Source organism: Pseudomonas sp. LBUM1663, assembly GCF_059695905.1.
The window spans coordinates 1,385,270-1,408,644 of sequence record NZ_CP166792.1 but is presented as its reverse complement, the minus strand read 5'-3'; the positions used below and the strand labels follow the sequence as shown (position 1 = coordinate 1,408,644).

The window sequence follows — 23,375 nt, the reverse complement described above, 5'->3', positions numbered from 1 at the left end:
CGGCAGTAATTGCAAAATGTTCGACAGCAATATGCCACTACCGTTTGCACTCTTTGGATGACCTCTATACTCCAACACATTCGCCAGGGTTCATGGTGTCGGCTGGATAAATACGGGGCGTCCGATGGAGTGGCCTGCTTTATATTTCACGACCCAACTGCCAGAGACCGGCCAGGTCATACTCAATTGCGCCCATAACCCCTTCCTGGTATTGCTGGCTTATGTGGTCGCCTGTGCGACCGGCTTCGCCACACTGGACATCACCGAACGGGTCGGCCATGCCGAAAAGGCCGCGTCCCAACGCCTCTGGCGCTGGGTTGGTGCCGGGTGTCTGGCGGGCGGTATCTGGGCCATGCATTTCATCAGCATGCTGGCGTTCCAGGCGCCGATCGAAATCCACTACCAGTTGCCCATCACCCTGATTTCACTGTTGTTCGCGTTGACGGCCTCGTGGCTGGCGATGCACACCCTCAGCCATCCTCATCCGAGTTTCAGGCTAACCCTGCGGGCCGCGGTGTGGATCGGCCTGGGCATCGCGACCATGCACTACGTGGGCATGGCCGCCATGCGTTCGAATGCGACGGCCTATTACAATCCGGGCCTGTTCGCCCTCTCCATCGTGATCGCAATTGGCGCCAGCCTGGCCGCCCTGTTGATTTCCCGTCACCTGCGCGAAGGCAGCGGCGTGGCTCATCAACTGCTCAAGTACACCGCCAGCCTGGTGCTCGGGGCCGGCATCGTCAGCATGCATTTCACCGGCATGGCGGCGCTCAACCTGGTGCTTCCCATCGACAGCGTCCAGCAGCTGCCCGGCGACAACAACCACCTGCAACTGGGATTGACGGTGGCGATGATGACGTTGCTGATCATCGGCAGTAGCATCAGCGCGGCACTGGCCGACAAGAAGCTGCAACACAAGGAATGCGATCTACAGCGGGTCAACACCCTGCTCGGCCAACTGGATCAGGCGCGCCTGTCGCTGCAACAGGTGGCGCACTACGACGCGCTGACCAACCTGATCAACCGCCGTGGTTTCAACCAGATTTTCGCCGAAAAACTGCTCGATACTGCCAACGAAGATGGGATGCTGGCGGTGATGTTCCTCGACATCGACCACTTCAAACGGATCAACGACAGCCTGGGCCATGACGCCGGCGACGAATTGCTCAAAGTCCTGGCCAGCCACATCAAGGATTCGGTACGCAGCCACGACGATGTGGTGGCGCGCTTTGGGGGAGACGAGTTCTGCATCCTTATCGGCCTGCATGACCTTGAAGAAGCCCGGAACATGGCCCAGCGCATCATGCTGAAAATGAAAGACCCGATCGAGCTGGCCGGGCGCAGCATGGTCATGACCACCAGCATCGGCATCAGCGTTTTTCCGCAAGATGGGACGACCTGCGAAGAGCTGCTGAAAAACGCTGACCTTGCGCTGTACCAGTCCAAGGGCAGCGGGCGCAACGGGCTGCATTTTTTCAGCCCACACATGAAAACCCGTGCCACGCTGGAGCTGCAACTCGAAGAAGAACTGCGGTACGCCCTGCGCAACGACGCCGGTTTGATCCTTTATTACCAACCGATCTACGACCTGAAAAGCGGCCAGGTCACCAAACTCGAAGCGCTGATTCGCTGGCAACACCCGGTTCACGGGTTGCTGGCACCGGATCGGTTCATTGCCATTGCCGAAGCCAACGGCCTGATCAATGAACTGGACAACTGGGTGTTGCACAAGGCCTGCGAGGACCTTGGCGAGCTGTCCCGCCAGGGGCGCGAAGAACTCAAGATTGCCGTGAACTGCTCGCCGCTGAACCTCGCCCGCGAAGAGTTGGCCGATGAAATCGAAAACGCCCTGCGCATCGCCGGGGTGTCACCACAAAGGCTGGAACTCGAAGTCACCGAAAACGCGCTGATGGGCAACCTTGCCAACACCCTGGCGTTGCTGAAGCAGATCCGCTCTCTCGGAGTCTCGCTGTCGATCGACGACTTCGGCACCGGCTATTCATCCCTGGCCTACCTCAAGCGCCTGCCGCTGAACACACTGAAAATCGACCGCTCGTTCATTCAGGACATCCCCAAGGCTACCCAGGACATGGAAATCGTCCACGCCATTATCATCATGGCCCACACCCTGCATTTACAGGTCGTCAGCGAGGGCGTCGAAACGCTCGAACAATATGACTTTCTCGAACGCCAGGGCTGCGACCTGGTTCAAGGCCACCTACTCAGCCGTCCGGTGCCGCTGGCCGAACTGCCTGCGGTGCTGGCTGAAATCAATCAGCGCAAACATTCACGCAGTGTCAGTCCGCTGAGCCTGGCTTGCGGTACAACTGCACTAACGTCGACGGATCCTTTTCCAAAAAGCCCTGGCCCCCATGCAGGCGCATCAGTTGTGCGGCCAATCCGCTGATCGGCGTGGCCGAGCCCTGTTCGCGGGAGAATTTCACCGCTGTGTCGAGGTCTTTGAGCAGCGTGCGCACGTGCCACTTCACGGGCTCGAAACGACTTTCGGCCATTTGCGGGGCGAGGATCTGCAATGGCTTTGAATCGGCGAACCCTCCCGCCAGCGCCTCGGCGATCAGGCTGGCGTCGACCCCCGAGCGCTCGGCCAGTGCCACCACTTCAGCAATCACTAGTGCATTGCAGGCAACGATCATCTGATTGCAGGCCTTGGTCACCTGCCCGGCGCCGACACCGCCCATGTGAGTCACCCGTTGACCGAGGTTCAGCAGCACCGGCCTGACTCGCTCAAGGTCTGCCGCTTCGCCGCCGACCATAATCGCCAGGCTGCCGGCTTCGGCGCCGACGACCCCACCGGACACCGGCGCGTCCAGCCAACGCATGCCGTATTGGCCGACAAGCGCCAATGCCATGTCCCGCGTCGCCGTCGGTTCCAGACTGGAAAAATCCACCAGCAACTGACCACTTTTCGCCCCCTCGGCAATCCCTGCCGGACCGAAAACCACCTCGCGCACCACCGCCGTGTCCGCCAGGCACAGCATCACCACATCGGCGTGCTGACCCAGTTCAGCCGCCGTTGCCACCTGCCGGGCGCCGGCCTCGACCAACGCTGCGCATTTGGCCGGATTGCGATTCCACACCGTCAGCGGATACCCCGCCGCCAACAGACGGCGGCACATGGGCAAGCCCATCAGGCCGATTCCGGCAAAACTCAACGAAGGTAGGGTTGACATCATTTAGCCTCCTTTTGATTAAAGATCGCCGAATATTGGCCGATTCATCATGACTAAGGAAAGGATTCCCCCGAGCGACGCTCAGGCTTTGTCCCTGACGCTTGGGCAAAATACGCGCTAAAAAAAGTCGCGAGTTCCTATTCCGTGAAGGTTCGACGACACCGTGTCGCCGAGCTAACCAGCCCAGGTACATGGCGCCCAATGACTTCTAAAAATAATCCGGCCACTACGGTTTCCGACCTGACACTGAGCCCAGCGGCGAACAGCCCCTCATCGTCGAAGCCATTGATCCCGTCACGTCCGCTGGCCAGTCAGCAATACCTGTATTTCACTGAAACCAATACCGACCGCATCCTCGATAACCTCGATGGTCTGCGCGATATGGTGTTCCCGCGCCCACCGCACCTGGAAGGCGACAACGAACAGCACAACGATCAGGAATTCCCCTCCGTATGCCTGATCGGCCTGGGACGTTGCGGTTCCAACATCGCGCTCGACGTCGCGGAGCTGGTGTACAACGCCCGCAAGTTCTACCTCAACGAATTCAACAACGAAGACCGCCTGTCGCCGGACAAACGCTACGCCGAGAAGGGTTACAGCCCGGCGCAGTGGATCCGCAACAACCTGCGCCTGGGGCCGAACAAGGCCACCAAACCGGTGTTCCTGGTCGAGCCGCTGGTGATGCTCGGCGACCTGGACAAAGACATCGCCGGTCGCATCCGTTTCTCGCGCAAGGGCGAAAAAAGCGGCTTCCTGCGCGACTACAGCAAAATGAAAATCATGGACTTGTCGGAAGTCCACGCCGGTGGCGCCGGTAACGCGCCGATCCTCGGTCAGTACCTGGCCAAGATCATCCTGAACAAGGACACCCAGCGTTTCTCCAGCCCTGACTGGAAAATGATTCACTCGTACCTGATCGACAGCTGCGGGATCAAGGCCAACCAGTCGCGCCTGTACTTCTCGATCTTCAGTGCCGGTGGCGGTACCGGTTCGGGCATGGCCTCGGAATTCGGCCTGGCCCAGCAGCACTCGTACATGAACAAAACGTTCGACACCAAGCCGATGGACGAGCATGACGGCAAAAGCGGTCATTCCTTCGTTTTCGAGCCGATCTTCACCAGCGGCATCTGCGTGCTGCCGAACATTTCCGATCACCGCAGTGAAATGTCCGAGGCGCTGCACATCAACGCCGGTCGCCTGCTGTGTAAATACCTGTCGGAAGAGTGGGACTTCTCCTACAACTTCGCCAACGAAGACAGCAGCGAAGCCAGCGTCATGGGCCGTATCCGCCCATGGAACGCCATGATGCTGATCTCCAATGACATCATGCGGTATGCCGAAGAAAGCGATGACGGCAACATTCAGAACATCGACGTCAACGCGATGGAAAAGCACGCCAACCAATATATCTCGCAGCAGATCTTCAACATTCTGACGGCGCAGGCGGTCACGACTGACTACGACCAGAACTATTTCCGTCGCGCCGGCATCGACATCGGCGAAACCATTCGCCTCGACGCCAATGACCTGTTCATGAGCCTGGCCGGCCCGGTCGCGATTGCCTACGCCGAGTCCGTGGTGCCGGAAACCCCGCCGCCGAGCAGCGACAAATTCAAGGTGTTCGAGAAAGAGCCACAGCGTCTGAACATCGACGACCTGTTCTTCCGTTCGATCGACCTGCCGCACTTCAACAAAGTGACCCAGGCGATCGAAGGCATCAGCCTGTTGCCGATCGAGTCCAAGCGCTATCGTGCCTCGCTGGAGCAGTACAAGAATTCCGGTTACGACGCGGCCGCGTTGCACGACCTGCACTTCTTCAAGAACTGCTCATCGGTGGTGTCGATTGTCTCCCTGCCGAAAGACTACAAGCTGTCCTACATGGACCTGAACCGGTTGAAAACCCACCTCAACAGCTTGTTCCCGAACACCACGCTCAAGCGTTATGCGCTGGTGATCGGTGCTTCGGCCAACTTGTCGCTGACCACCCTGATCGCCAAGAGCCCGTGCCTCTCGGACGATTTCCTGACGCTGATCGTGGCCTTCATCAAGCGCTGCTTCGCGAAGAACCCGTACCGCTTCGACGACACGCTGGATAACTCGATTCTCGACTTCATCATCAATGAAGACTTCGACGAAGACCTGATCGACGACTTGCTGAACGAGTTCGAGAACCCGGCGAAGATCCTCGATACCAACTGGTACGCGATCAAACCGATGTACGAGAAGAAGTACCGCGAGCTGATCAACGACAAGGACAAATTCGTCTCGATCAACGACATTCGCCTGTCGCGTGATTGCGTGAAGAAGGCGATCAAGTACCTGCGCGAGATCTACCGTCACCGGATTGGCAAGACCAAGGTTATTTCGCTGAATAACCATACCGGCAAGACCTTCTGATCTGCGTCGACCCCATCGCGGGCAAGCCCGCTCCCACAGGTTCAGTGGCGTTCATGAATTTTGTGCACGACACGGACACTGTGGGAGCGGGCTTGCCCGCGATGGCGGCGTCACATTCACTGTAAATCCCAATATCCAGAAACAATTAAGCAGCCCGAAGGCCGCTCAATAAACTGTTCCCGTTACGTTTACGTCACCCTCGCCAAGACCCTTCTGTGGCCTTTCTCTACGGCAACATGCCATCACGCTACTCACCTACACACTTTTAGTCGCCTGCCAGGCGCACCAATAAAGTGCGAACAGTCAGCTCGTCGCCCTTTCCTGGATCAGAATCCACGGCGAAACCACCACAGCCCACAGCTGCGGGTCGCGTTCAAAAAGATCCAGCGCCCGCGTTTCAGAGAGCTTGGCGACCTTGTCGGCAGCCAGCCAGGCAGCCACTTTCTCGCCGTCATCCGTTGCAACGGCTTCGGCCGCGGCGATCAAATCCAGGCCGGGGTCGACCCACAATAGGGCACCCCTGGCAAAGAAGGGCTCCAACTCTTTCCACGTAATAGATGCGGTTTCACCAAGCAGCTTGGCATAGAGGGTGCTAGGTTCTTGATTCATGGGCGCTGTCCGGAAAAGAAATCGACGCGAATGATAACGTCGGTGGTCTGGCAGAAAAACCCGGATGCAATTGAGTCACCGAATGAAAAGAGCAGGAAAGCCAGGGAATGCTGCTGAATCAAGCAATTAGCCAGCTAACATCCCGCCGCCATTCTGTCTTTTTCTTTCAATAAAGCGACACCCTCAGGTTTTGCCCCCCGGCGCTAGCTTCCCAGGCTAACAATTGGCGCTCTACACTGTACCGGTACAGTTGCCGGGGGCATTTTCCGGAGGATATCGAAGATATCTGACCCGGTTCTGCTGCTACGGCGCCAGGACTATAAAAACTACAACAGTAAGAGTGGAGCACTATGACTAAGGCTACTAAGCAGATTTCCAAACTGTTTGCCGCTATGGTTCTGGCCGGGGTTGCCAGCCATTCGTTCGCAGCTGACACCATCAAGATCGGCATCGCCGGCCCTAAAACCGGCCCTGTAGCCCAATACGGCGACATGCAGTTCAGTGGCGCCAAAATGGCCATCGAACAGATCAACGCCAAAGGCGGCGTAGACGGCAAGCAACTGGTCGCCGTTGAATACGATGACGCCTGTGATCCAAAACAAGCGGTAGCGGTCGCGAACAAAGTCGTCAACGACGGCGTCAAGTTCGTGGTCGGTCACCTGTGCTCCAGCTCCACTCAACCGGCTTCGGACATTTACGAAGACGAAGGCGTGATCATGATCACCCCGGCTGCCACCAGCCCGGACATCACCGCCCGTGGTTACAAAATGGTGTTCCGCACCATCGGTCTCGACAGCGCCCAAGGCCCTGCCGCCGGTAACTACATTGCCGACTTCGTAAAACCGAAAATCGTTGCTGTCCTGCACGACAAACAGCAATACGGTGAAGGCATCGCCACCGCCGTGAAGAAAACCCTGGAAGGCAAAGGCGTCAAGGTTGCCGTGTTCGAAGGCATCAACGCCGGCGACAAAGACTTCTCTTCGATGATCTCCAAGCTCAAGCAAGCCAACGTCGACTTCGTCTACTACGGCGGCTACCACCCAGAGCTGGGTCTGATCCTGCGTCAAGCACAGGAAAAAGGCCTGAAAGCCAAGTTCATGGGTCCGGAAGGCGTGGGTAACGACTCCATTTCGCAGATCGCCAAAGACGCTTCCGAAGGTCTGCTGGTAACCCTGCCGAAATCCTTCGACCAGGATCCGGCCAACATCGCCCTGGCTGACGCGTTCAAAGCGAAGAAAGAAGACCCGAGCGGTCCGTTCGTGTTCCCGGCCTACTCGGCGGTGACTGTGATTGCCGACGGCATCAAGGCTGCCAAGTCCGAAGACGCTGCCAAAGTGGCTGAAGCCATCCACGCAGGCACTTTCAAAACCCCGACTGGCGACCTGAGCTTCGACGCCAAGGGCGACCTGAAAGACTTCAAATTTGTGGTTTACGAGTGGCACTTCGGCAAACCAAAAACTGAAGCCAAGCCTCAGTAAGGCGTTGCCTGACTGACTGCCAATAAAGCCCACGGCGTGCCGTGGGCTTTGTTTTACGAATGTATTGGGCCGCGCTGGCGTGATCCGCCAGTCTCCCCACCTGAAAATCTCAAAACCGTCATCAGCGGTTCGCTGGCAAACCTCGCGTTCGAAGTGGATGCAGATCCACGGGGCTCGAGCGGGAAAATGACTCCACCAGTGAAATGCGTATCAGGTTTTTAGGAGCGCTGTAATGCCTGACATCTATCACTTCTTCCAACAGCTGGTTAATGGTCTGACCATTGGCAGTACGTATGCCCTGATCGCCATCGGCTATACGATGGTTTACGGCATCATTGGAATGATCAACTTCGCCCACGGCGAGGTGTACATGATCGGTTCCTACGTGGCGTTCATCGCCATCGCCGGGCTGACCATGATGGGACTCGACAGTGTTCCGCTGTTGATGACCGCCGCTTTCCTCGCGACCATCGTCGTGACCAGTGCCTACGGTTACAGCATCGAACGGATCGCCTACCGCCCCCTGCGCGGCAGCAACCGTCTGATCCCGCTGATCTCCGCCATCGGCATGTCGATCTTCCTGCAGAACACGGTTCTGCTGGCGCAAGACTCCAAGGACAAATCCATCCCCAACCTGATTCCGGGCAACATTGCTTTCGGGCCAGGTGGCGCACATGAAGTGCTGATTTCCTACATGCAAATCGTGGTGTTCGTGGTGACGTTGCTCGCCATGCTCGGCCTGACGCTGTTCATCTCTCGCTCTCGCCTGGGTCGCGCCTGCCGCGCCTGTGCCGAAGACATCAAGATGGCCAACCTGCTGGGTATCAACACCAACAACATCATCGCCCTGACCTTCGTCATCGGTGCCGCCCTGGCGGCCATCGCGGCCGTGCTGTTGAGCATGCAATACGGCGTGATCAACCCGAACGCCGGTTTCCTCGTCGGCCTCAAGGCCTTCACCGCTGCGGTACTGGGCGGAATCGGCAGCATCCCCGGCGCCATGCTCGGCGGGCTGGTGCTCGGTGTCGCGGAAGCGTTCGGTGCCGATATCTTCGGCGACCAATACAAGGACGTTGTGGCGTTCGGCTTATTGGTTCTGGTGTTGTTGTTCCGGCCAACCGGCCTGCTGGGCCGTCCGGAGGTTGAAAAAGTATGACTAGGAATCTTAAACAGGCGTTGTTCAGCGCCTTGCTGGTGTGGGCGGTTGCCTACCCGGTACTGGGTCTGAAGCTGACCATCGTCGGCATCAACCTCGAAGTCCATGGCACCAGCACTGCAACGCTGATCACCATCGCCGTCTGCTCGGTCCTGATGTTCTTGCGTGTGCTGTTCGATCAGCAGATCAGCTCGGCCTGGCGTTCCTCGCCCAACATGCCGCTGATTCCGGCCAAGGCCAGTAACTTCCTGACCCTGCCGACCACCCAACGCTGGATCATCATTGCGTTGATCGCCGGTGCCCTGGTCTGGCCGTTCTTCGGCTCTCGCGGTGCGGTGGATATCGCCACCCTGGTGTTGATCTACGTGATGTTGGGCCTGGGCCTGAACATCGTGGTCGGTCTGGCCGGTCTGCTCGACCTGGGTTACGTCGGTTTCTACGCCGTCGGTGCCTATAGTTATGCGTTGCTGTCGCATTACTACGGTTTGAGCTTCTGGATCTGCCTGCCGATTGCCGGCCTGATGGCGGCCACGTTCGGCTTCTTGCTCGGCTTCCCGGTATTGCGACTGCGCGGTGACTACCTGGCGATCGTGACCCTGGGCTTCGGTGAAATCATCCGTCTGTTCCTGCGTAACCTGACCGGTCTCACCGGTGGCCCGAACGGCATCAGCAACATCGAGAAGCCAACGTTCTTCGGCCTGACCTTCGAACGTAAAGCGGCCGAAGGCATGCAGACGTTCCACGAGTACTTCGGCCTGGAATACAACTCGATCAACAAGGTGATTTTCCTGTACCTGGTTGCGCTGTTGCTGGCTCTCGGTGCGTTGTTCGTGATCAACCGTTTGCTGCGCATGCCGCTGGGTCGTGCCTGGGAAGCGTTGCGTGAAGACGAAATCGCCTGCCGTGCGCTGGGTCTCAATCCGACGGTCATCAAGCTGTCGGCCTTCACCCTGGGCGCCAGCTTCGCCGGTTTTGCCGGCAGCTTCTTCGCTGCCCGTCAGGGCCTGGTGACACCGGAGTCGTTCACCTTCATCGAATCGGCGATCATTCTTGCCATCGTCGTATTGGGTGGCATGGGCTCGCAGCTGGGCGTGATCCTCGCGGCCGTGGTGATGATCCTGCTGCCGGAAATGATGCGTGAGTTCAGTGAGTACCGCATGTTGATGTTCGGCGCCTTGATGGTGCTGATGATGATCTGGCGTCCTCAAGGCCTGCTGCCCATGCAACGTCCTCACATGGAGCTGCGCAAATGAGCCGCGAGATCCTTAAAGTCGAAAATCTGAGCATGCGCTTCGGCGGCTTGCTGGCGGTCAACGGCGTGGCCCTGACCGTGAAAGAAAAACAGGTGGTTGCACTGATCGGCCCTAACGGCGCCGGTAAAACCACGGTGTTCAACTGCCTGACCGGTTTCTATAAGCCGAGTGGTGGCAGCATCCTGCTGGACGGCGAGGCGATCGAAGGCCTGCCGGGCCACAAGATCGCCCTCAAAGGTGTGGTGCGCACCTTCCAGAACGTGCGGTTGTTCAAGGACATGACCGCGGTCGAGAACCTCTTGATCGCGCAGCACCGTCACCTGAACACCAACTTCCTGTCCGGCCTGTTCAAGACCCCGGGGTTCCGCAAAAGCGAACGCGAGGCCATGGAATTCGCCGAGTTCTGGCTGGACAAGGTCAACCTCACGCAGTTCGCCAACCGCCCCGCCGGCACTCTCGCCTACGGTCAGCAACGTCGACTGGAAATCGCTCGCTGCATGATGACCCGTCCGCGGATCCTCATGCTCGACGAACCGGCCGCCGGCCTGAACCCGAAGGAAACCGAGGACCTGAAGGCGCTGATCAGCATGCTGCGTGAAGAGCACAACGTCACCGTGCTGCTGATCGAACACGACATGAAACTGGTCATGAGCATTTCCGACCACATCGTCGTGATCAACCAGGGCACGCCTCTGGCCGACGGTACGCCGGAACAGATCCGCGACAATCCTGAAGTGATCAAAGCCTACCTGGGGGAAGCGTAAATGCTGCAATTCGAAAACGTTTCCACCTTCTACGGCAAGATCCAGGCGCTGCACAGCGTCAACGTCGAAGTCCGCCAGGGCGAGATCGTGACCCTGATCGGCGCCAACGGTGCCGGCAAGTCGACCCTGCTGATGACCCTCTGCGGTTCGCCGCAAGCCCACAGCGGCAGCATCCGCTACATGGGTGAAGAGCTCGTCGGCCAGGACTCGTCGCAGATCATGCGTAAAAGCATCGCGGTCGTGCCGGAAGGTCGTCGGGTGTTTGCCCGCCTGACCGTGGAAGAGAACCTGTCCATGGGCGGATTCTTTACCAACAAGGGCGACTATCAGGAACAGATGGACAAGGTTCTCGGACTTTTCCCACGCCTGAAAGAACGCTTTGCCCAACGCGGCGGCACCATGTCCGGCGGCGAACAGCAAATGCTCGCCATCGGCCGTGCGCTGATGAGCAAACCCAAGCTGCTGCTGCTCGACGAGCCGTCGCTGGGCCTGGCACCGATCATCATCCAGCAGATCTTCGACATCATCGAACAGCTGCGCAAGGATGGCGTGACCGTGTTCCTGGTAGAGCAGAACGCCAACCAGGCGTTGAAAATTGCCGACCGTGCCTACGTTCTGGAGAACGGCCGGGTGGTGATGACCGGCACTGGGGAAGCACTGCTGACTGATCCGAAAGTGCGCGAGGCGTATCTGGGGGGTTGAGTCTTTGCGGTAAACAGAAAACGGCCTTCGGGCCGTTTTTTTGTGCCCGACATAAACCCTCACGACCATAAAGATCCCCTGTGGGAGATCCTCTGTGGGAGCGAGCTTGCTCGCGATAGCGGTGTGTCAGTCAACAAGACTGTTGAATGGGAAACAGCTATCGCGAGCCGGCTCACCCCCACAAGGGATCGGTGGTGTTTCGAGTTTTTTTTAAAAAGTTTTGCACTGGGCTGTAACGCATCACGATGACCTCTCTCTAGAGGGGTAAGCCAGCACAAACGCGGCTTACCCAAACTCAAACAACGGAGAAACATCATGACTGCTACCACCCGCACCCTGTCCGCCACCGCCCTCGTTCTGGCCCTTGGTTCTGCGCTGAGCATGGCCGCTGTCTCCACCGTCCAGGCCGCCGACAACAGCAACATGGAAAAATGCTTCGGCGTAGCCATGAAAGGTCATAACGATTGCGCCGCAGGTGCAGGCACCACCTGCGCCGGTACCGCCAAGATGGACCACCAGGCAAACGCCTGGAGACTCGTTCCGAAAGGCACTTGCGCCACCACCGAAAGCAAAACCTCGCCGACCGGTTTCGGTCAGATGGAAGCCTTCAAAGCCAAAGCCTGATCCGCCTCCCAGCCTGAGTGTCGACCATGAACAATTCACCGTTCGGGCTTCCGCCCCGCGCCGGGCTGGGGCTCAAGACCGGGCACTTGCGTGAAGTGCTCGGTTCACAACCGGACATCGGTTTCTTCGAAGTCCACGCCGAAAACTACATGGTGGCCGGCGGCCCTTTTCATCACTATCTGGGGTTGATCCGCGAGCAGTATCCGCTGTCGCTGCATGGCGTTGGCCTGTCCATCGGTGCCGAAGGTCCGCTGGACATTCAACACCTGCAACGCCTTGCCGAGCTGATCGAACGCTACCAACCCCACTCCTTTTCCGAACACCTGGCCTGGTCCAGTCATGGCCCGGTGTTCCTCAATGACCTGCTGCCACTGGCCTACGACAACGCAACGTTGAACCGCGTCTGCGAACACATCGACCAGGTGCAAACCACGCTCAAACGCCCAATGCTGCTGGAGAACCCGGCGACGTACCTGGCGTTCAAGCGCTCGACGATCGATGAAGCCGACTTCATCAGCGACGTCATTCGCCGCACAGGCTGCGGGCTGTTGCTGGACGTGAACAACGTTTACGTGTCGAGCATCAATCATCAACGCGATCCTTTGGCCTACATCGATGCCCTGCCCCTTCATGCCGTCGGCGAGATTCATCTGGCCGGATTTGCCGAAGACACCGATAGCCTCGGTGACCGCCTGCTGATTGACGATCACGGCGCGCCCATCGACAACGCCGTCTGGGCGTTGTACGTGCAAGTGCTGGAGCGCATCGGGCCAATAGCAACGCTGATCGAACGCGACAATCAGGTGCCCGCCTTCAGCGTGTTACACGCCGAAGCGCGTCAAGCCGATGAGTTGTTGCGGTGCGCCGAGGTCCGGTCATGAGCAATCACGCCGATTTCGCTGCTGCCCTGCTTGATCCGGAGCGACCCTGCCCTGATGGATTATTCAGCGTCAATGGTGCCGATCCGGCCAGCCGTTTTGCGGTGTATCGCAACAATGTGCAGGCCTCGCTGATCAACGCGCTAGCGGACAGTTACCCCGTGGTTGTGCAATTGGTCGGCGACGAATTCTTCGGGGCCATGGCCGGTACTCATGTGCAAGGTGCCCCACCCCGCAGCCCGTTGATGAATGCCTATGGCGATGATTTCGCAGACTTCATCGAAGGCTTTGCGCCCGCCGCCAGCGTGCCCTATCTGGCCGATGTCGCCCGATTGGAGCGACTGCGAGTTGTTGCCTATCACGCGGCCGATACGCAACCTCTGGGGCACGAGCAGATCGCTGCAGCGCTTGCCGACCCGCAAGCCCTCAGCGAGCTCACCGTCGAACTTCATCCCTCCCTCAACCTGTTGAGTTCTGCCTTCGCCGTGGTCGCGATCTGGGCGGCGCATCAACAGGAAACAACGCTGGCGGGGATTGACCTGAACCAGGGACAACACGCGATGGTGTTGCGCAATGGCCTGGACGTTGAAGTGTTCGCCATCGATCAAGGTGCCAGTGCGCTCATCCAGAACCTGCAAAACGGCCAGTCACTGATGCAGGCGCTGGAGGCAGTCCCTGCCTTCGACCTCAGCCAAACCCTGGCGCTGCTAATCAGCCGCAACGCCATCACTCACTTGCATGACAACAAGGTATCGCCATGAACATCCGGACCGAATCACAGAACCCCATCGTTCGCGCCATCGCGTTACTGGAGATGATCCCCCACAGTCTGATTGCGATTATCGCGCGCTTCTCGATTGCGGCGGTGTTCTGGAAGTCCGGGCAAACCAAGGTCGAAGGCCTGGCCATCGACCTGGTTGACGGTTCCTTCCAGCTTGGCGTGCCGCATCTGGCGGACTCGACCATCCCGCTGTTCCAGAGCGAGTACCACGTGCCGTTGCTGTCCCCGGAACTGGCGGCGCACCTGGCTGCCTTCGCCGAGCATGTCTTCCCGATGCTGATCCTGATCGGCTTCGCCACACGGTTTTCGGCGCTGGCCTTGCTGGGCATGACCCTGACCATTCAACTGTTCGTGTACCCCGACGCCTACCCGACCCATGGCACCTGGGCGGCGGTGCTGCTGTACCTGATGGCGACCGGGCCGGGCAAGTTGTCGATCGATCACCTGATCGCCAGGCATTACGCCCGCCAAAACGCCAGACGTTGACGTCCTTTGTAGGAGTGAGCCTGCTCGCGATAGCGGTGTGACATCCAGCATTGATGTTGACTGATACTCCGCTTTCGCGAGCAGGCTCACTCCTACAAGAGGTTGGGGTGGGCGGCTATTGCTGGAGGCGCGCCAACGCCTCGCCGCTGCGTTTGAACCAGTCGATGAGATAGTCCGCCAACACCTGCGTGCGTTTCGGCAGCCCGCCCTGATACGGATGCACCAGGTACATCGGCATGCTCCGCGTCTGATAATCGCGCAGGAGCCAGCGCAATCGCCCGTCAGCCAATTCCGTTTGCAGCAGGTAAGAAGGCAACCGCGCAATCCCGGCACCCGCCAGCGCTGCTTTTTTCAGCAGGCTGTAGTGATTGCTGGCAAACGGGCCCGAAACCCGCACCCGCAGCAATTCGTGCTGTTGGTGATACAGCCATTCTTCGCGACCGCTGTAATGGCTGTTGAGCAGACAGCGATGCTCGGCCAACGCCTGGGGCGTCTGCGGCTCACCGTACTGTTCGAGATAGACCGGGCTAGCGCAGGTCATTTCGTGCCAGGCCAGCAGCGGTCGGGCAACCAGGCGTTCGTCATTACTGACATCCGCGCGAACCGCCAGATCAAAACCGTCGCGGGACAGATCACGGTAGCTGTTGCTCAGGTCCAGCTCGATCTGCACTTCGGGGTACTTGCCGGAAAACTCCAGCAACAAGCCATCGAAAAAGGTTTCCCCCAGCGACACCGGCACCGTCATACGCACCGGCCCGGCCATGTCGTCCTTCAACCGCGCCAACGCCTGACGCGCCTTCTCGACTTGCACGACCAGCGCCTGAGCTTGTGGCAACAGCGCCGCGCCGGCCGCTGTCAAACTCAAACGGCGGGTGGTGCGTTGCAACAGGACCACCGAGAACCGACTTTCCAGCAAGCTGATGCGCTTGGACAACTGCCCCTTGCTGCAGCCCAATTGCTGCGCCGCCAAGGTGAAACTGCCCGCTTCGATCAACACCGCAAACGCCGCCAGATCATCCATCTCGCTCATGGATTGTTTCCATTTGAAAACCAAAGGTTGCCTATTAGCGCGCTTATCAACGAAAAAAACCACTCTAGACTGCAACCTCGTTCAACCACTTCGAGGAGCAGCACGATGAAAATTCTTTTGATAGGCGCAGGCGGCACCATCGGTTCAGCAGTCGACAAGGAACTGTCCCAGCGCCACGACATCATCCGCATCGGTCGTAACAGCGGCGATTTCAACGTGGATATCAGCGACAGCGCCTCGATCCGCAAACTCTTCGAGCAAACCGGTAAATTCGATGCGCTGGTCTGCGCTGCCGGGAACGTGACCTTTGCACCGCTGGATGAAATGAGCGAAGAAAGCTTTGCCCTGGGACTGAAAGACAAACTGATGGGCCAGGTCAACCTGCTGCTGATCGGCCGTGAATTCGCCAATGACGGCGGCTCGTTCACCTTTACCACCGGCGTGCTCAGCCACGACCCGATTCGCAGCGGCGCCTCGGCGGCATTGGTCAACGGTGCGCTGGACAGCTTCGTTCGTGCCGCAGCCATCGAACTGCCCCGCGGCTTGCGAGTGAACTCGATCAGCCCGACCGTTCTGCTCGAAGCCATGGGCAGTTACGCGCCGTACTTCCGGGGCTACAAGCCGGTTCTCGCAGCGGATGTGGCATTGGCCTACGCCAAAAGTGTGGAAGGCTTGCAAACAGGCCAGACCTTTCACGTGGGCTAAGCCCTTGTGATGAACGGTCAGGCTGCGTAACGTGGCGGCACTTGTCTGGAGAGCCAAAGATGCGTGTTGCCCGTTCCTTAGTCCTTGTTGCCCTGCTTCCGTTGTTCGCTGCCTGCAGTTTGCTGGATGGCCCGCGTGAAAATGCCTCCCACGTGGGCCAGACCCGCCTGCAGGGCCAGCTGACGGCGGCGGACGGCAAGTTGCTGTTCCAGCCGTGCAATGAACAACGCAGCTATGTGGTCAATGACAGCGGCGGCACCAGCGTCCTGCAAGAGGCCGCGACCCTCGCCGATGACCAGGGCAAGCTGTTCGCCGACGTGCGTGGGCGAATCGTCGACAGCCGCCTTGATCTTGAACAGCTGTACCGCGTCGAACGCTCGGGTACCGCCTGCGACGATCCCAATTTCAAACTGTTGATCCTGCGCGCCGCCGGTCACTCGCCGGAGTGGAACGTCAAGGTCAGCGGCAAAGGCATGGTCATCGACCGCGCCGGCCAGCAGCCCCTGGCCGTGCCCTACGTTGAAGAACAGCTGGGCGATGGCCGTTTCAATCTCAGCACCGAAGCCAATAACCAGCACATCGAACTGTGGGTCGCGCCGCAACGTTGCGTCGACAGCACCACCGGCAGCGTCCAGCACATGAGCGCCGAGCTGCGCATCGATGGCCAGGTGCAACGCGGCTGCGGGTATTTCGGCGGCTCGCGTAACGACTGATCGTTTTTGCCTCACGGGACCGGCATTTGGGGCTTATAATCGCCGCCTTCAAACGCCTTGGCGCAGTTGTGCGCCCCGCGAACCGGATCCCGTCATGTTACGAATCACCGAACTCAAGCTGCCGATCGACCATCCCGAAGAAGACCTGCGCCCTGCCATCGTGCAGCGCCTGGGCATCGCCAGCGATGACCTGCTCGATTTCACCTTGTTCAAGCGCAGCTACGATGCGCGCAAAAAGTCCTCTGAACTGTGCTTCATCTACACCATCGACCTCAACGTTCGCGATGAGGCCGCGGTGCTGCACACGTTCGCCGATGACCGTAACGTCAACGTGGCGCCGGATGTCAGCTACAAAGTGGTCGGCCAGGCGCCGGCTGATCTTGAGCAACGTCCTGTCGTCGTGGGTTTTGGTCCGTGCGGGATTTTCGCCGGGCTGCTGCTCGCGCAAATGGGCTTCAAGCCGATCATCCTCGAGCGTGGCACCGAAGTGCGCCAGCGCACCAAAGACACCTGGGGCCTGTGGCGAAAAAGCGTGCTCAACCCTGAATCCAACGTGCAGTTTGGTGAAGGCGGCGCGGGGACGTTCTCCGACGGCAAGCTCTATAGCCAGATCAAGGACCCGAAATTCATCGGTCGCAAAGTCCTGCACGAGTTCGTCAAGGCAGGCGCGCCGGAAGAAATCCTCTACGTCAGCAAACCGCACATCGGCACGTTCCGCCTGACCGGCGTGGTGGAGAACATGCGCGAGCAGATTCGCGCAATGGGCGGCGAAGTGCGCTTCCAGCAGCGGGTTACCGACGTGCTGATCGAGGACGGCCAACTGGTCGGCGTCGAGCTCAATGGCGGCGAGCAGATTCACTCCAAACACGTGATTATTGCCTTGGGCCACAGCGCCCGGGACACCTTCCGCATGCTTCACGGTCGTGGCGTGTTCATGGAAGCCAAGCCATTCTCGGTGGGTTTCCGCATAGAACACCCGCAGTCGCTGATCGACCGCGCACGCCTGGGCAAATACGCCGGCCACCCGAAACTCGGGGCGGCCGACTACAAACTGGTGCACCACGCCAAGAACGGTCGTTCGGTCTACAGCTTCTGCATGTGCCCGGGCGGCACCGTGGTGGCGGCAACGTCCGAGCCGGGTCGCGTGGTCACCAATGGCATGAGCCAGTACTCGCGTAACGAGCGCAATGCCAACTCCGGGATCGTCGTCGGGATCACCCCGGAAGTCGATTATCCAGGCGGCCCGCTGGCGGGCATCGAGTTGCAGGAACGCCTGGAATCCCACGCCTTTGTGCTGGGCGGCAGCAACTACGAAGCGCCGGCACAACTGGTGGGCGATTTCATTGCGGGCAAGCCGTCCACCGAATTGGGCAGCGTTGAGCCGTCCTACAAGCCGGGCGTTGCCTTGGGTGATCTGGCGCTGGCCCTGCCCGCGTTTGCCATCGAAGCCATTCGTGAAGCCTTGCCGGCGTTCGAAAAGCAGATTCGCGGTTACTCGCTGCATGACGCGGTGTTGACCGGGATCGAGACGCGCACCTCGTCGCCGCTGCGGATTACCCGTAACGAGTCGATGCAGAGCCTGAACGTGAAAGGCCTGTTCCCGGCGGGCGAAGGCGCGGGTTATGCGGGCGGGATTCTCTCGGCGGGTGTTGACGGGATTCGGATTGCTGAAGCGGTTGCCCGCGACATCCTTGGCCTCGAAGCCTGATACATATCCCCTGTGGGAGCGAGCCTGCTCGCGATGACGGAATAACATTCAACAGAGATGTTGATTGATCTACCGATATCGCGAGCAGGCTCGCTCCCACATTGGTTTTTGGTGTGTCAGATATTGGCGCGCAGCACGGTGGCGGGAAGCGGCTCGCCGCGCTCGGCACTCGCCGCGACAACCTCCATCAACCCACTCAACTCATACCCCTGGGCCTTGAGCCAGTCCTGATCGTAATAGCTGGTCTCATACCGCTCGCCGCCGTCACATAGAATCGCCACGATCGATCCCGACTCCCCCGCCGCCGCCATCTGCCCGGCCGCCATCAAGGCGCCGATCAGGTTGGTCCCGCTCGAGCCGCCGACACGTCGTCCCAAATGCTGCGCCAGGTAATGCATGGCCGCCAGCGACAAGGCGTCCGGCACCTTGACCATCGCATCGATCACCTTGGGCAGGAACGACGCTTCTACCCGTGGCCGGCCAATCCCTTCAATCCGCGAACCGTGGTCCAGTCGCAGGCTGGCATCACCGGTCTTGTAGTAATCGAAGAACACCGAACGTTCGGCATCGGCGCACAACACGCGGGTGCAATGCTGGCGATAACGCACGTATCGGCCCAACGTCGCGGTGGTGCCACCGGTGCCAGGGCTGGAAATCAGCCAGCTCGGTTCCGGGTGCTGCTCGAATCGCATTTGCTGGAAGATCGACTCGGCGATGTTGTTGTTCGCCCGCCAGTCGGTGGCGCGTTCGGCGTAGGTGAACTGGTCGATGAAATGCCCGTCGTGTTCGCGAGCCAGGCGCTCGGACTCGGCGTAGATCTGCGTCGGATCGTCGACCAGATGGCTCTTGCCGCCGTAGAACGCGATCTGCGCGATCTTCTCTTTGGAGGTGGTCGCCGGCATCACCGCAATGAACGGCAATCCCAGCAATCTGGCGAAGTAAGCCTCGGAAATCGCCGTCGAACCGCTGGACGCTTCAATCACCGGCGCGCCGGGCTTGAGCCAGCCGTTACACAAGGCGTAGAGGAACAACGAGCGCGCCAAGCGGTGCTTGAGGCTGCCGGTGGGGTGGCTGGACTCATCCTTGAAGTACAGCTCGATGCCCGGAAAACCCGGGAGCGGCAAAGGGATCAGGTGGGTGTCGGCGCTGCGCTGGAAGTCGGCTTCGATGATCCGGATGGCTTCGCGGGCCCACTGTCGGTTGTCGCTCATGATGGTTTTCTCGTTGAATCGGACAAGAGTCGGCCTTGTCGCAAGGCTCAGCCAACAAGCTTAGGAAAAATCCCACGCTACGCACAGATACAGCTGAGGCCCAATACGTCTGGCAACTGCTAGGCTCAGATCCGTGCCGACCCTTCGCGCTGTAACGGCATATAACAAAAAAGAATATAACTTTTGTTTTAACAACTAACGGTACGGGTTAGGGTGTGCCACCTTTTTGATTATTCGATGGAGAGCGACCTTGCCTCTGCGTAGCACTTTCACGCGTTTCTTTCAGTTGGAAGCTGCCAGCGGTCTGTTATTGATCGCTGCGGCAGCCCTGGCTTTGATCATCAACAACTCCCCGTTGTCGTGGCTGTACAGCAGTTTCCTGGAGACGCCGGTGGTGGCGCAGGTCGGTGCGCTGCAAATCGCCAAACCGGCGCTGCTGTGGATCAACGATGGCCTGATGGCCTTGTTCTTCCTGCTGATCGGCCTGGAAGTTAAGCGCGAGGTCCTCGACGGTCAGCTGTCGAAACCCTCACAGATCGTCCTGCCCGGCGCGGCAGCGATTGGCGGCATGGTGGTTCCGGCACTGTTCTATTGGTTCCTCAATCGTGACAACCCGGCCGCCCTGAGTGGCTGGGCCATCCCGATGGCCACCGACATCGCCTTCGCCCTCGGCGTCCTCGCCCTGCTGGGCAAACGCGTGCCGGTGTCGCTGAAACTGTTTCTGATGACCCTCGCGATCATCGACGACCTCGGCGCCATTATCGTCATTGCGATCTTCTACTCTGGCACGCTGTCGACGCTTTCGCTGGCATTGGCCGCGTCGTGCATCGTCGCCTTGATCGCGATGAACCGGCTCGGTGTGGTCAAGCTCGGGCCGTACATGATCATCGGATTGATCCTTTGGGTCTGCGTGCTCAAGAGCGGTGTCCACGCGACACTGGCCGGTGTGACCCTGGCGTTCTGCATTCCATTGCGCACAAAAAACGCCGAACCGTCACCGCTGCTGACCCTCGAACACGCCCTGCATCCCTGGGTGGCCTACGGCATTCTGCCGCTGTTCGCCTTCGCCAACGCCGGCCTGTCGCTCAGCGGCGTGACCATGGAAAGCTTCACGCACCACGTGCCGATGGGCATTGCGGTGGGCCTGCTGCTGGGCAAAACCGTCGGTGTGTTCGGCCTGACCTGGCTGGCCGTGAAAATCGGCATCGCCGCCCTGCCCCAAGGCGCCAACTGGGGCCAGGTGCTGGGTGTCGCGATCCTCTGCGGGATTGGCTTTACCATGAGCCTGTTTGTCGGCTCCCTGGCCTTCGAGCCAGGCGTCAGTGAATACGCGGGGATGGACCGGATGGGTATTTTGACCGGTTCGATTCTGGCGGCATTGATCGGTTACGCGGTGACAGCGGCAGCGAGCCGCAAGCGCACCGCGCTGCCATCCTGAGCGAAAGAGAACCCTCTTAGCGACAATCAGGATTCGTCCTACAGCCACGTTTGACCTCGTTCGTTAACGTCGCACAGCCCCTTGTCCGGGGCTGTCGATGTGCGAACGCAAGGAAGATCAATGGCTGGAAACAAGGATATCCCCAGGGTTAAAAACCCACCGTCCGGCGATGGACATCACGTCACTCACCGCTTCATGACGGCCACCGAACTGGCCGAGCGGGACGCCCGGCAAAACGCCTACGACGCCATGCTCGCGCGGCAAGACGCTTTCGAGCGCAGTCGTGAAGTCGTCGCCAAAAAGGACCAATCCGTTCGTGCCGGATGCGTCTTCGCCAAGTCCTGCAAACTGCCGGACGCCATCATCGATTACTCGAATCCTTCGGGCATGGTGCCCACCGACAGCCTCAAGGATTACGGGGAAGTCGCCTGGCTAGGTGCCCGTGAAGCAGACGATGCCGGTCTGCTGAATCTTGAAACCATCAGCGGCAATACCGTCTCGCTTGGCATTGGCCGACTTGCACTCAGTGCTCCGTCGCTCGCTGCTCCGGTCGCGGCAATCGGCGCTGCCGGGGCCACCGCATTAGCCACAGTGGTCGCGCTGTTCTGGACACCAAGCCTGGGCGATAGCGCGCTCTATACCGAAGATCAACTGCGCGCCTTGAAGCAGGCCAGAACCCGCGTTCGCCTGCAAGTCGAGCAACAGGCGGATGGCAGTCTCAAAGGATACGGGTTCTACACCGGTAAGAACCGTGATTGGGAAATGGTTGATGTTGTGCAGTTCACGTTGCGTGGCAACCAGCAGGTGGCGGATCTGGGAGATGGGGTTGAGCTGATCTGGACGCCGGCTGTTGATGGGAAGGACATCCTTGGGATTCCAGCGTTGGAGGCTGCTCCGCAAGCGCCGCATATCTGGGTGTACCCGCCGACGAAAGCGGCGGACGGGATTATTGTGAATCCGGTGTATCCGCCGGAGTACAAGGATTTCATTCTTGTGTTTCCGGCGAATTCTGGCATCAGACCGTTATACATAGTGGTCGCAAAGCCTTTCAACGTTGACCATCGTTATCACACACCGCCTAAAACTTTGCCGGCATTCCCCGATGCCATTCCCGTTCGGACCAAAGGAAATCGAAAACGCTGGGAAAGCAAAAAGCGGATTTATGAGTGGGATTACCAACATGGCGCCGTCGAAATCTACAACTGGGCGGGAGATCACTTGGGAGAGTTTAATGCCGAAACGGGCGAACAGACCGATGATGCGAAACCTGAAAGGCGAACTTACACGAAGTAATGATGAGGAACAAAAATGATATTTATTTTACTCACTGGTTTTTTCCCCGAACCGAATCCCGTCAATTCATTGCAATACGAAAAGGATGTGCCACAAGCGTTAGAGACAGCAGTGCTTAATGTGATGGGCTGGTCTACTTTGTGGGATGTCCCCATGGGTGAGCACCAACTTTCTCCCGACCAATCCAGAGAAATCATGGGCTTAGTGGGTGCTCCCATTAGGGAAGACTTGGTCTACTACATGGGACTTTGTAACAACGATTGATTCGCCCCAGACACAAAAAACCCCGACCAGTCACCCGGTCGGGGTTTTCTTTTACCGCTCGCTTTCACTTAGTGCGAAACGCGGCTCGTCCCATCAACAGTAGCAATCCGCACCCGCTCGCCCACGCGGAACACTTCATTCTCCTGAACCTGCTGCACATAGGCACGCATGCTGCCGTCGTCTTCGCGAACGGTGATTTCCACGCCCTGGGTGCGGGTCAGGCCTTCTTCTGTGGCTGAACCGAGCAGGCCGCCGGCGACGGCGCCGATGACCGCAGCGACGATGCTGCCTTTACCGCCGCCGATGGCGCTACCGCCGACGCCGCCAACGACTGCGCCAGCGGCGCCGCCGATCGGGGTCTTGGTGCCTTCGATTTTCACCGGACGCAAGGATTCGATGGTGCCCATGCGAACGGTCTGCACACGACGCGCTTCGTCACGGGAATAGGAGTCACCGGTCAGGCTCGATTGGCAGCCGGTGAGCAACATCGCCATCGTGGAAAAGGAAGCAACCAGCAGAACAGACTTACGCATAGCATCAACTCCAAAGGACAGGTATTCATTAAACTCCGCAGCTTGACGCCTGTCACGGCATCGCCCGGATAAAATTGGTTTCATTCAGGCCCGGTACAGGCGCCTCGGAACTCACCACACAGTAGCGGCTAATTGAAAAATCTGCGCCACTGACCCAAGGA

General features: G+C 59.1%; 22 protein-coding genes. 17 read left to right on the top strand and 5 right to left on the bottom strand.

Going from position 1 to position 23,375, the window contains the following annotated elements:
• Positions 1-124: 124 nt before the first annotated feature.
• Complete coding sequence (locus ACA075_RS06265; RefSeq protein ID WP_497297739.1) at positions 125-2,407, top strand: putative bifunctional diguanylate cyclase/phosphodiesterase; 2,283 nt, start codon at positions 125-127, stop codon at positions 2,405-2,407.
• Here the strand turns inward: ACA075_RS06265 and ACA075_RS06260 are convergent.
• On the bottom strand, positions 2,298-3,194 hold the full coding sequence (locus tag ACA075_RS06260; RefSeq protein ID WP_497297738.1) for an NAD(P)-dependent oxidoreductase: 897 nt from the start codon (positions 3,192-3,194) through the stop codon (positions 2,298-2,300). The two genes, ACA075_RS06265 and ACA075_RS06260, sit on opposite strands and share 110 nt — an antisense overlap.
• 198 nt (positions 3,195-3,392) lie before the next feature.
• On the opposite strand from ACA075_RS06260, the gene ACA075_RS06255 reads away from it, so the two are divergent.
• A complete protein-coding gene (locus tag ACA075_RS06255) occupies positions 3,393-5,588 on the top strand; it encodes a hypothetical protein (RefSeq protein WP_219096868.1) in 2,196 nt (731 codons plus the stop codon).
• 303 nt (positions 5,589-5,891) lie between these two features.
• On the opposite strand, the gene ACA075_RS06250 is transcribed toward ACA075_RS06255, so the two are convergent.
• A complete protein-coding gene (locus ACA075_RS06250) occupies positions 5,892-6,197 on the bottom strand; it encodes a DUF2288 domain-containing protein (RefSeq protein WP_497297737.1) in 306 nt (101 codons plus the stop codon).
• A 350-nt stretch (positions 6,198-6,547) separates the two neighbouring features.
• Between ACA075_RS06250 and ACA075_RS06245 the strand changes: the two genes are divergently transcribed.
• The 9 genes from ACA075_RS06245 to ACA075_RS06205 all read left to right on the top strand — a co-directional run bounded on the left by ACA075_RS06245 (position 6,548) and on the right by ACA075_RS06205 (position 14,319).
• A complete protein-coding gene (locus ACA075_RS06245; protein ID WP_497297736.1) occupies positions 6,548-7,675 on the top strand; it encodes a branched-chain amino acid ABC transporter substrate-binding protein in 1,128 nt (375 codons plus the stop codon).
• Positions 7,676-7,907: 232 nt separating this feature from the next.
• Positions 7,908-8,831 carry a high-affinity branched-chain amino acid ABC transporter permease LivH gene (gene livH, locus ACA075_RS06240; protein ID WP_219096865.1) on the top strand — a complete coding sequence of 308 codons (924 nt, stop codon included), beginning with the start codon at positions 7,908-7,910 and terminating at the stop codon, positions 8,829-8,831.
• Complete coding sequence (locus ACA075_RS06235; protein WP_219096864.1) at positions 8,828-10,084, top strand: high-affinity branched-chain amino acid ABC transporter permease LivM; 1,257 nt, start codon at positions 8,828-8,830, stop codon at positions 10,082-10,084. Before livH ends, ACA075_RS06235 begins: the two co-directional genes overlap by 4 nt.
• Complete coding sequence (livG, locus tag ACA075_RS06230) at positions 10,081-10,848, top strand: high-affinity branched-chain amino acid ABC transporter ATP-binding protein LivG (protein ID WP_497297735.1); 768 nt, start codon at positions 10,081-10,083, stop codon at positions 10,846-10,848. The genes ACA075_RS06235 and livG overlap by 4 nt, the downstream gene beginning before the upstream one ends.
• On the top strand, positions 10,849-11,550 hold the full coding sequence (locus ACA075_RS06225) for an ABC transporter ATP-binding protein (protein ID WP_083374874.1): 702 nt from the start codon (positions 10,849-10,851) through the stop codon (positions 11,548-11,550). It abuts the gene before it with no gap.
• A gap of 315 nt (positions 11,551-11,865) precedes the next feature.
• Positions 11,866-12,174 carry a BufA1 family periplasmic bufferin-type metallophore gene (locus tag ACA075_RS06220; protein WP_497297734.1) on the top strand — a complete coding sequence of 103 codons (309 nt, stop codon included), beginning with the start codon at positions 11,866-11,868 and terminating at the stop codon, positions 12,172-12,174.
• Positions 12,175-12,200: 26 nt separating this feature from the next.
• A complete protein-coding gene (gene bufB, locus ACA075_RS06215) occupies positions 12,201-13,055 on the top strand; it encodes an MNIO family bufferin maturase (protein ID WP_497297733.1) in 855 nt (284 codons plus the stop codon).
• Entirely contained in the window at positions 13,052-13,813 is a 762-nt protein-coding gene (locus ACA075_RS06210) for an HvfC/BufC N-terminal domain-containing protein (protein WP_497297732.1), read from the top strand. The genes bufB and ACA075_RS06210 overlap by 4 nt, the downstream gene beginning before the upstream one ends.
• Positions 13,810-14,319 (top strand): DoxX family protein, encoded by a 510-nt coding sequence (locus tag ACA075_RS06205; RefSeq protein ID WP_497297731.1) that lies wholly within the window; start codon positions 13,810-13,812, stop codon positions 14,317-14,319. Before ACA075_RS06210 ends, ACA075_RS06205 begins: the two co-directional genes overlap by 4 nt.
• A 115-nt stretch (positions 14,320-14,434) precedes the next feature.
• On the opposite strand, the gene ACA075_RS06200 is transcribed toward ACA075_RS06205, so the two are convergent.
• The gene (locus ACA075_RS06200) at positions 14,435-15,349 is read right to left on the bottom strand and encodes a LysR family transcriptional regulator (RefSeq protein ID WP_497297730.1); all 915 of its coding nucleotides are present in this window, start codon (positions 15,347-15,349) and stop codon (positions 14,435-14,437) included.
• A gap of 105 nt (positions 15,350-15,454) precedes the next feature.
• On the opposite strand from ACA075_RS06200, the gene ACA075_RS06195 reads away from it, so the two are divergent.
• From ACA075_RS06195 to ACA075_RS06185, 3 genes are all read left to right on the top strand, one after another.
• Positions 15,455-16,054, top strand: a complete 600-nt coding sequence (locus tag ACA075_RS06195; RefSeq protein WP_497297729.1) for a short chain dehydrogenase — start codon at positions 15,455-15,457, stop codon at positions 16,052-16,054.
• Positions 16,055-16,113: 59 nt separating this feature from the next.
• A complete protein-coding gene (locus ACA075_RS06190) occupies positions 16,114-16,767 on the top strand; it encodes a COG3650 family protein (RefSeq protein ID WP_497297728.1) in 654 nt (217 codons plus the stop codon).
• A 94-nt stretch (positions 16,768-16,861) separates the two neighbouring features.
• Entirely contained in the window at positions 16,862-18,475 is a 1,614-nt protein-coding gene (locus ACA075_RS06185) for an NAD(P)/FAD-dependent oxidoreductase (RefSeq protein ID WP_497297727.1), read from the top strand.
• 116 nt (positions 18,476-18,591) lie between these two features.
• Here the strand turns inward: ACA075_RS06185 and ACA075_RS06180 are convergent, their stop codons facing one another.
• Positions 18,592-19,689 carry a PLP-dependent cysteine synthase family protein gene (locus tag ACA075_RS06180; RefSeq protein WP_497299204.1) on the bottom strand — a complete coding sequence of 366 codons (1,098 nt, stop codon included), beginning with the start codon at positions 19,687-19,689 and terminating at the stop codon, positions 18,592-18,594.
• A gap of 247 nt (positions 19,690-19,936) precedes the next feature.
• On the opposite strand from ACA075_RS06180, the gene nhaA reads away from it, so the two are divergent.
• The 3 genes from nhaA to ACA075_RS06165 all read left to right on the top strand — a co-directional run bounded on the left by nhaA (position 19,937) and on the right by ACA075_RS06165 (position 22,681).
• The gene (nhaA, locus tag ACA075_RS06175; protein WP_497297726.1) at positions 19,937-21,124 is read left to right on the top strand and encodes a Na+/H+ antiporter NhaA; all 1,188 of its coding nucleotides are present in this window, start codon (positions 19,937-19,939) and stop codon (positions 21,122-21,124) included.
• Positions 21,125-21,244: 120 nt separating this feature from the next.
• Complete coding sequence (locus ACA075_RS06170) at positions 21,245-22,417, top strand: S-type pyocin domain-containing protein (RefSeq protein WP_497297725.1); 1,173 nt, start codon at positions 21,245-21,247, stop codon at positions 22,415-22,417.
• A gap of 15 nt (positions 22,418-22,432) precedes the next feature.
• Positions 22,433-22,681, top strand: coding sequence for a pyocin S6 family toxin immunity protein (locus ACA075_RS06165; protein ID WP_497297724.1), 249 nt, complete (start codon positions 22,433-22,435; stop codon positions 22,679-22,681).
• A gap of 68 nt (positions 22,682-22,749) precedes the next feature.
• Here the strand turns inward: ACA075_RS06165 and ACA075_RS06160 are convergent, their stop codons facing one another.
• The gene (locus ACA075_RS06160; protein WP_084321772.1) at positions 22,750-23,214 is read right to left on the bottom strand and encodes an outer membrane lipoprotein; all 465 of its coding nucleotides are present in this window, start codon (positions 23,212-23,214) and stop codon (positions 22,750-22,752) included.
• Between the last annotated feature and the right edge of the window lie 161 nt (positions 23,215-23,375).

Coding starts and splice junctions, on each gene's coding strand:
- ACA075_RS06195 (WP_497297729.1), top strand. CDS start 15,455: ATGAAAATTCTTTTGATAGGCGCAGGCGGCACCATCGGTTCAGCAGTC.
- ACA075_RS06225 (WP_083374874.1), top strand. CDS start 10,849: ATGCTGCAATTCGAAAACGTTTCCACCTTCTACGGCAAGATCCAGGCG.
- livH (WP_219096865.1), top strand. CDS start 7,908: ATGCCTGACATCTATCACTTCTTCCAACAGCTGGTTAATGGTCTGACC.
- ACA075_RS06250 (WP_497297737.1), bottom strand. CDS start 6,197: ATGAATCAAGAACCTAGCACCCTCTATGCCAAGCTGCTTGGTGAAACC.
- ACA075_RS06245 (WP_497297736.1), top strand. CDS start 6,548: ATGACTAAGGCTACTAAGCAGATTTCCAAACTGTTTGCCGCTATGGTT.
- ACA075_RS06210 (WP_497297732.1), top strand. CDS start 13,052: ATGAGCAATCACGCCGATTTCGCTGCTGCCCTGCTTGATCCGGAGCGA.
- ACA075_RS06260 (WP_497297738.1), bottom strand. CDS start 3,194: ATGATGTCAACCCTACCTTCGTTGAGTTTTGCCGGAATCGGCCTGATG.
- ACA075_RS06190 (WP_497297728.1), top strand. CDS start 16,114: ATGCGTGTTGCCCGTTCCTTAGTCCTTGTTGCCCTGCTTCCGTTGTTC.
- ACA075_RS06170 (WP_497297725.1), top strand. CDS start 21,245: ATGGCTGGAAACAAGGATATCCCCAGGGTTAAAAACCCACCGTCCGGC.
- ACA075_RS06185 (WP_497297727.1), top strand. CDS start 16,862: ATGTTACGAATCACCGAACTCAAGCTGCCGATCGACCATCCCGAAGAA.
- bufB (WP_497297733.1), top strand. CDS start 12,201: ATGAACAATTCACCGTTCGGGCTTCCGCCCCGCGCCGGGCTGGGGCTC.
- ACA075_RS06255 (WP_219096868.1), top strand. CDS start 3,393: ATGACTTCTAAAAATAATCCGGCCACTACGGTTTCCGACCTGACACTG.
- ACA075_RS06205 (WP_497297731.1), top strand. CDS start 13,810: ATGAACATCCGGACCGAATCACAGAACCCCATCGTTCGCGCCATCGCG.
- livG (WP_497297735.1), top strand. CDS start 10,081: ATGAGCCGCGAGATCCTTAAAGTCGAAAATCTGAGCATGCGCTTCGGC.
- ACA075_RS06265 (WP_497297739.1), top strand. CDS start 125: ATGGAGTGGCCTGCTTTATATTTCACGACCCAACTGCCAGAGACCGGC.
- ACA075_RS06160 (WP_084321772.1), bottom strand. CDS start 23,214: ATGCGTAAGTCTGTTCTGCTGGTTGCTTCCTTTTCCACGATGGCGATG.
- ACA075_RS06200 (WP_497297730.1), bottom strand. CDS start 15,349: ATGAGCGAGATGGATGATCTGGCGGCGTTTGCGGTGTTGATCGAAGCG.
- ACA075_RS06165 (WP_497297724.1), top strand. CDS start 22,433: ATGATATTTATTTTACTCACTGGTTTTTTCCCCGAACCGAATCCCGTC.
- ACA075_RS06235 (WP_219096864.1), top strand. CDS start 8,828: ATGACTAGGAATCTTAAACAGGCGTTGTTCAGCGCCTTGCTGGTGTGG.
- ACA075_RS06220 (WP_497297734.1), top strand. CDS start 11,866: ATGACTGCTACCACCCGCACCCTGTCCGCCACCGCCCTCGTTCTGGCC.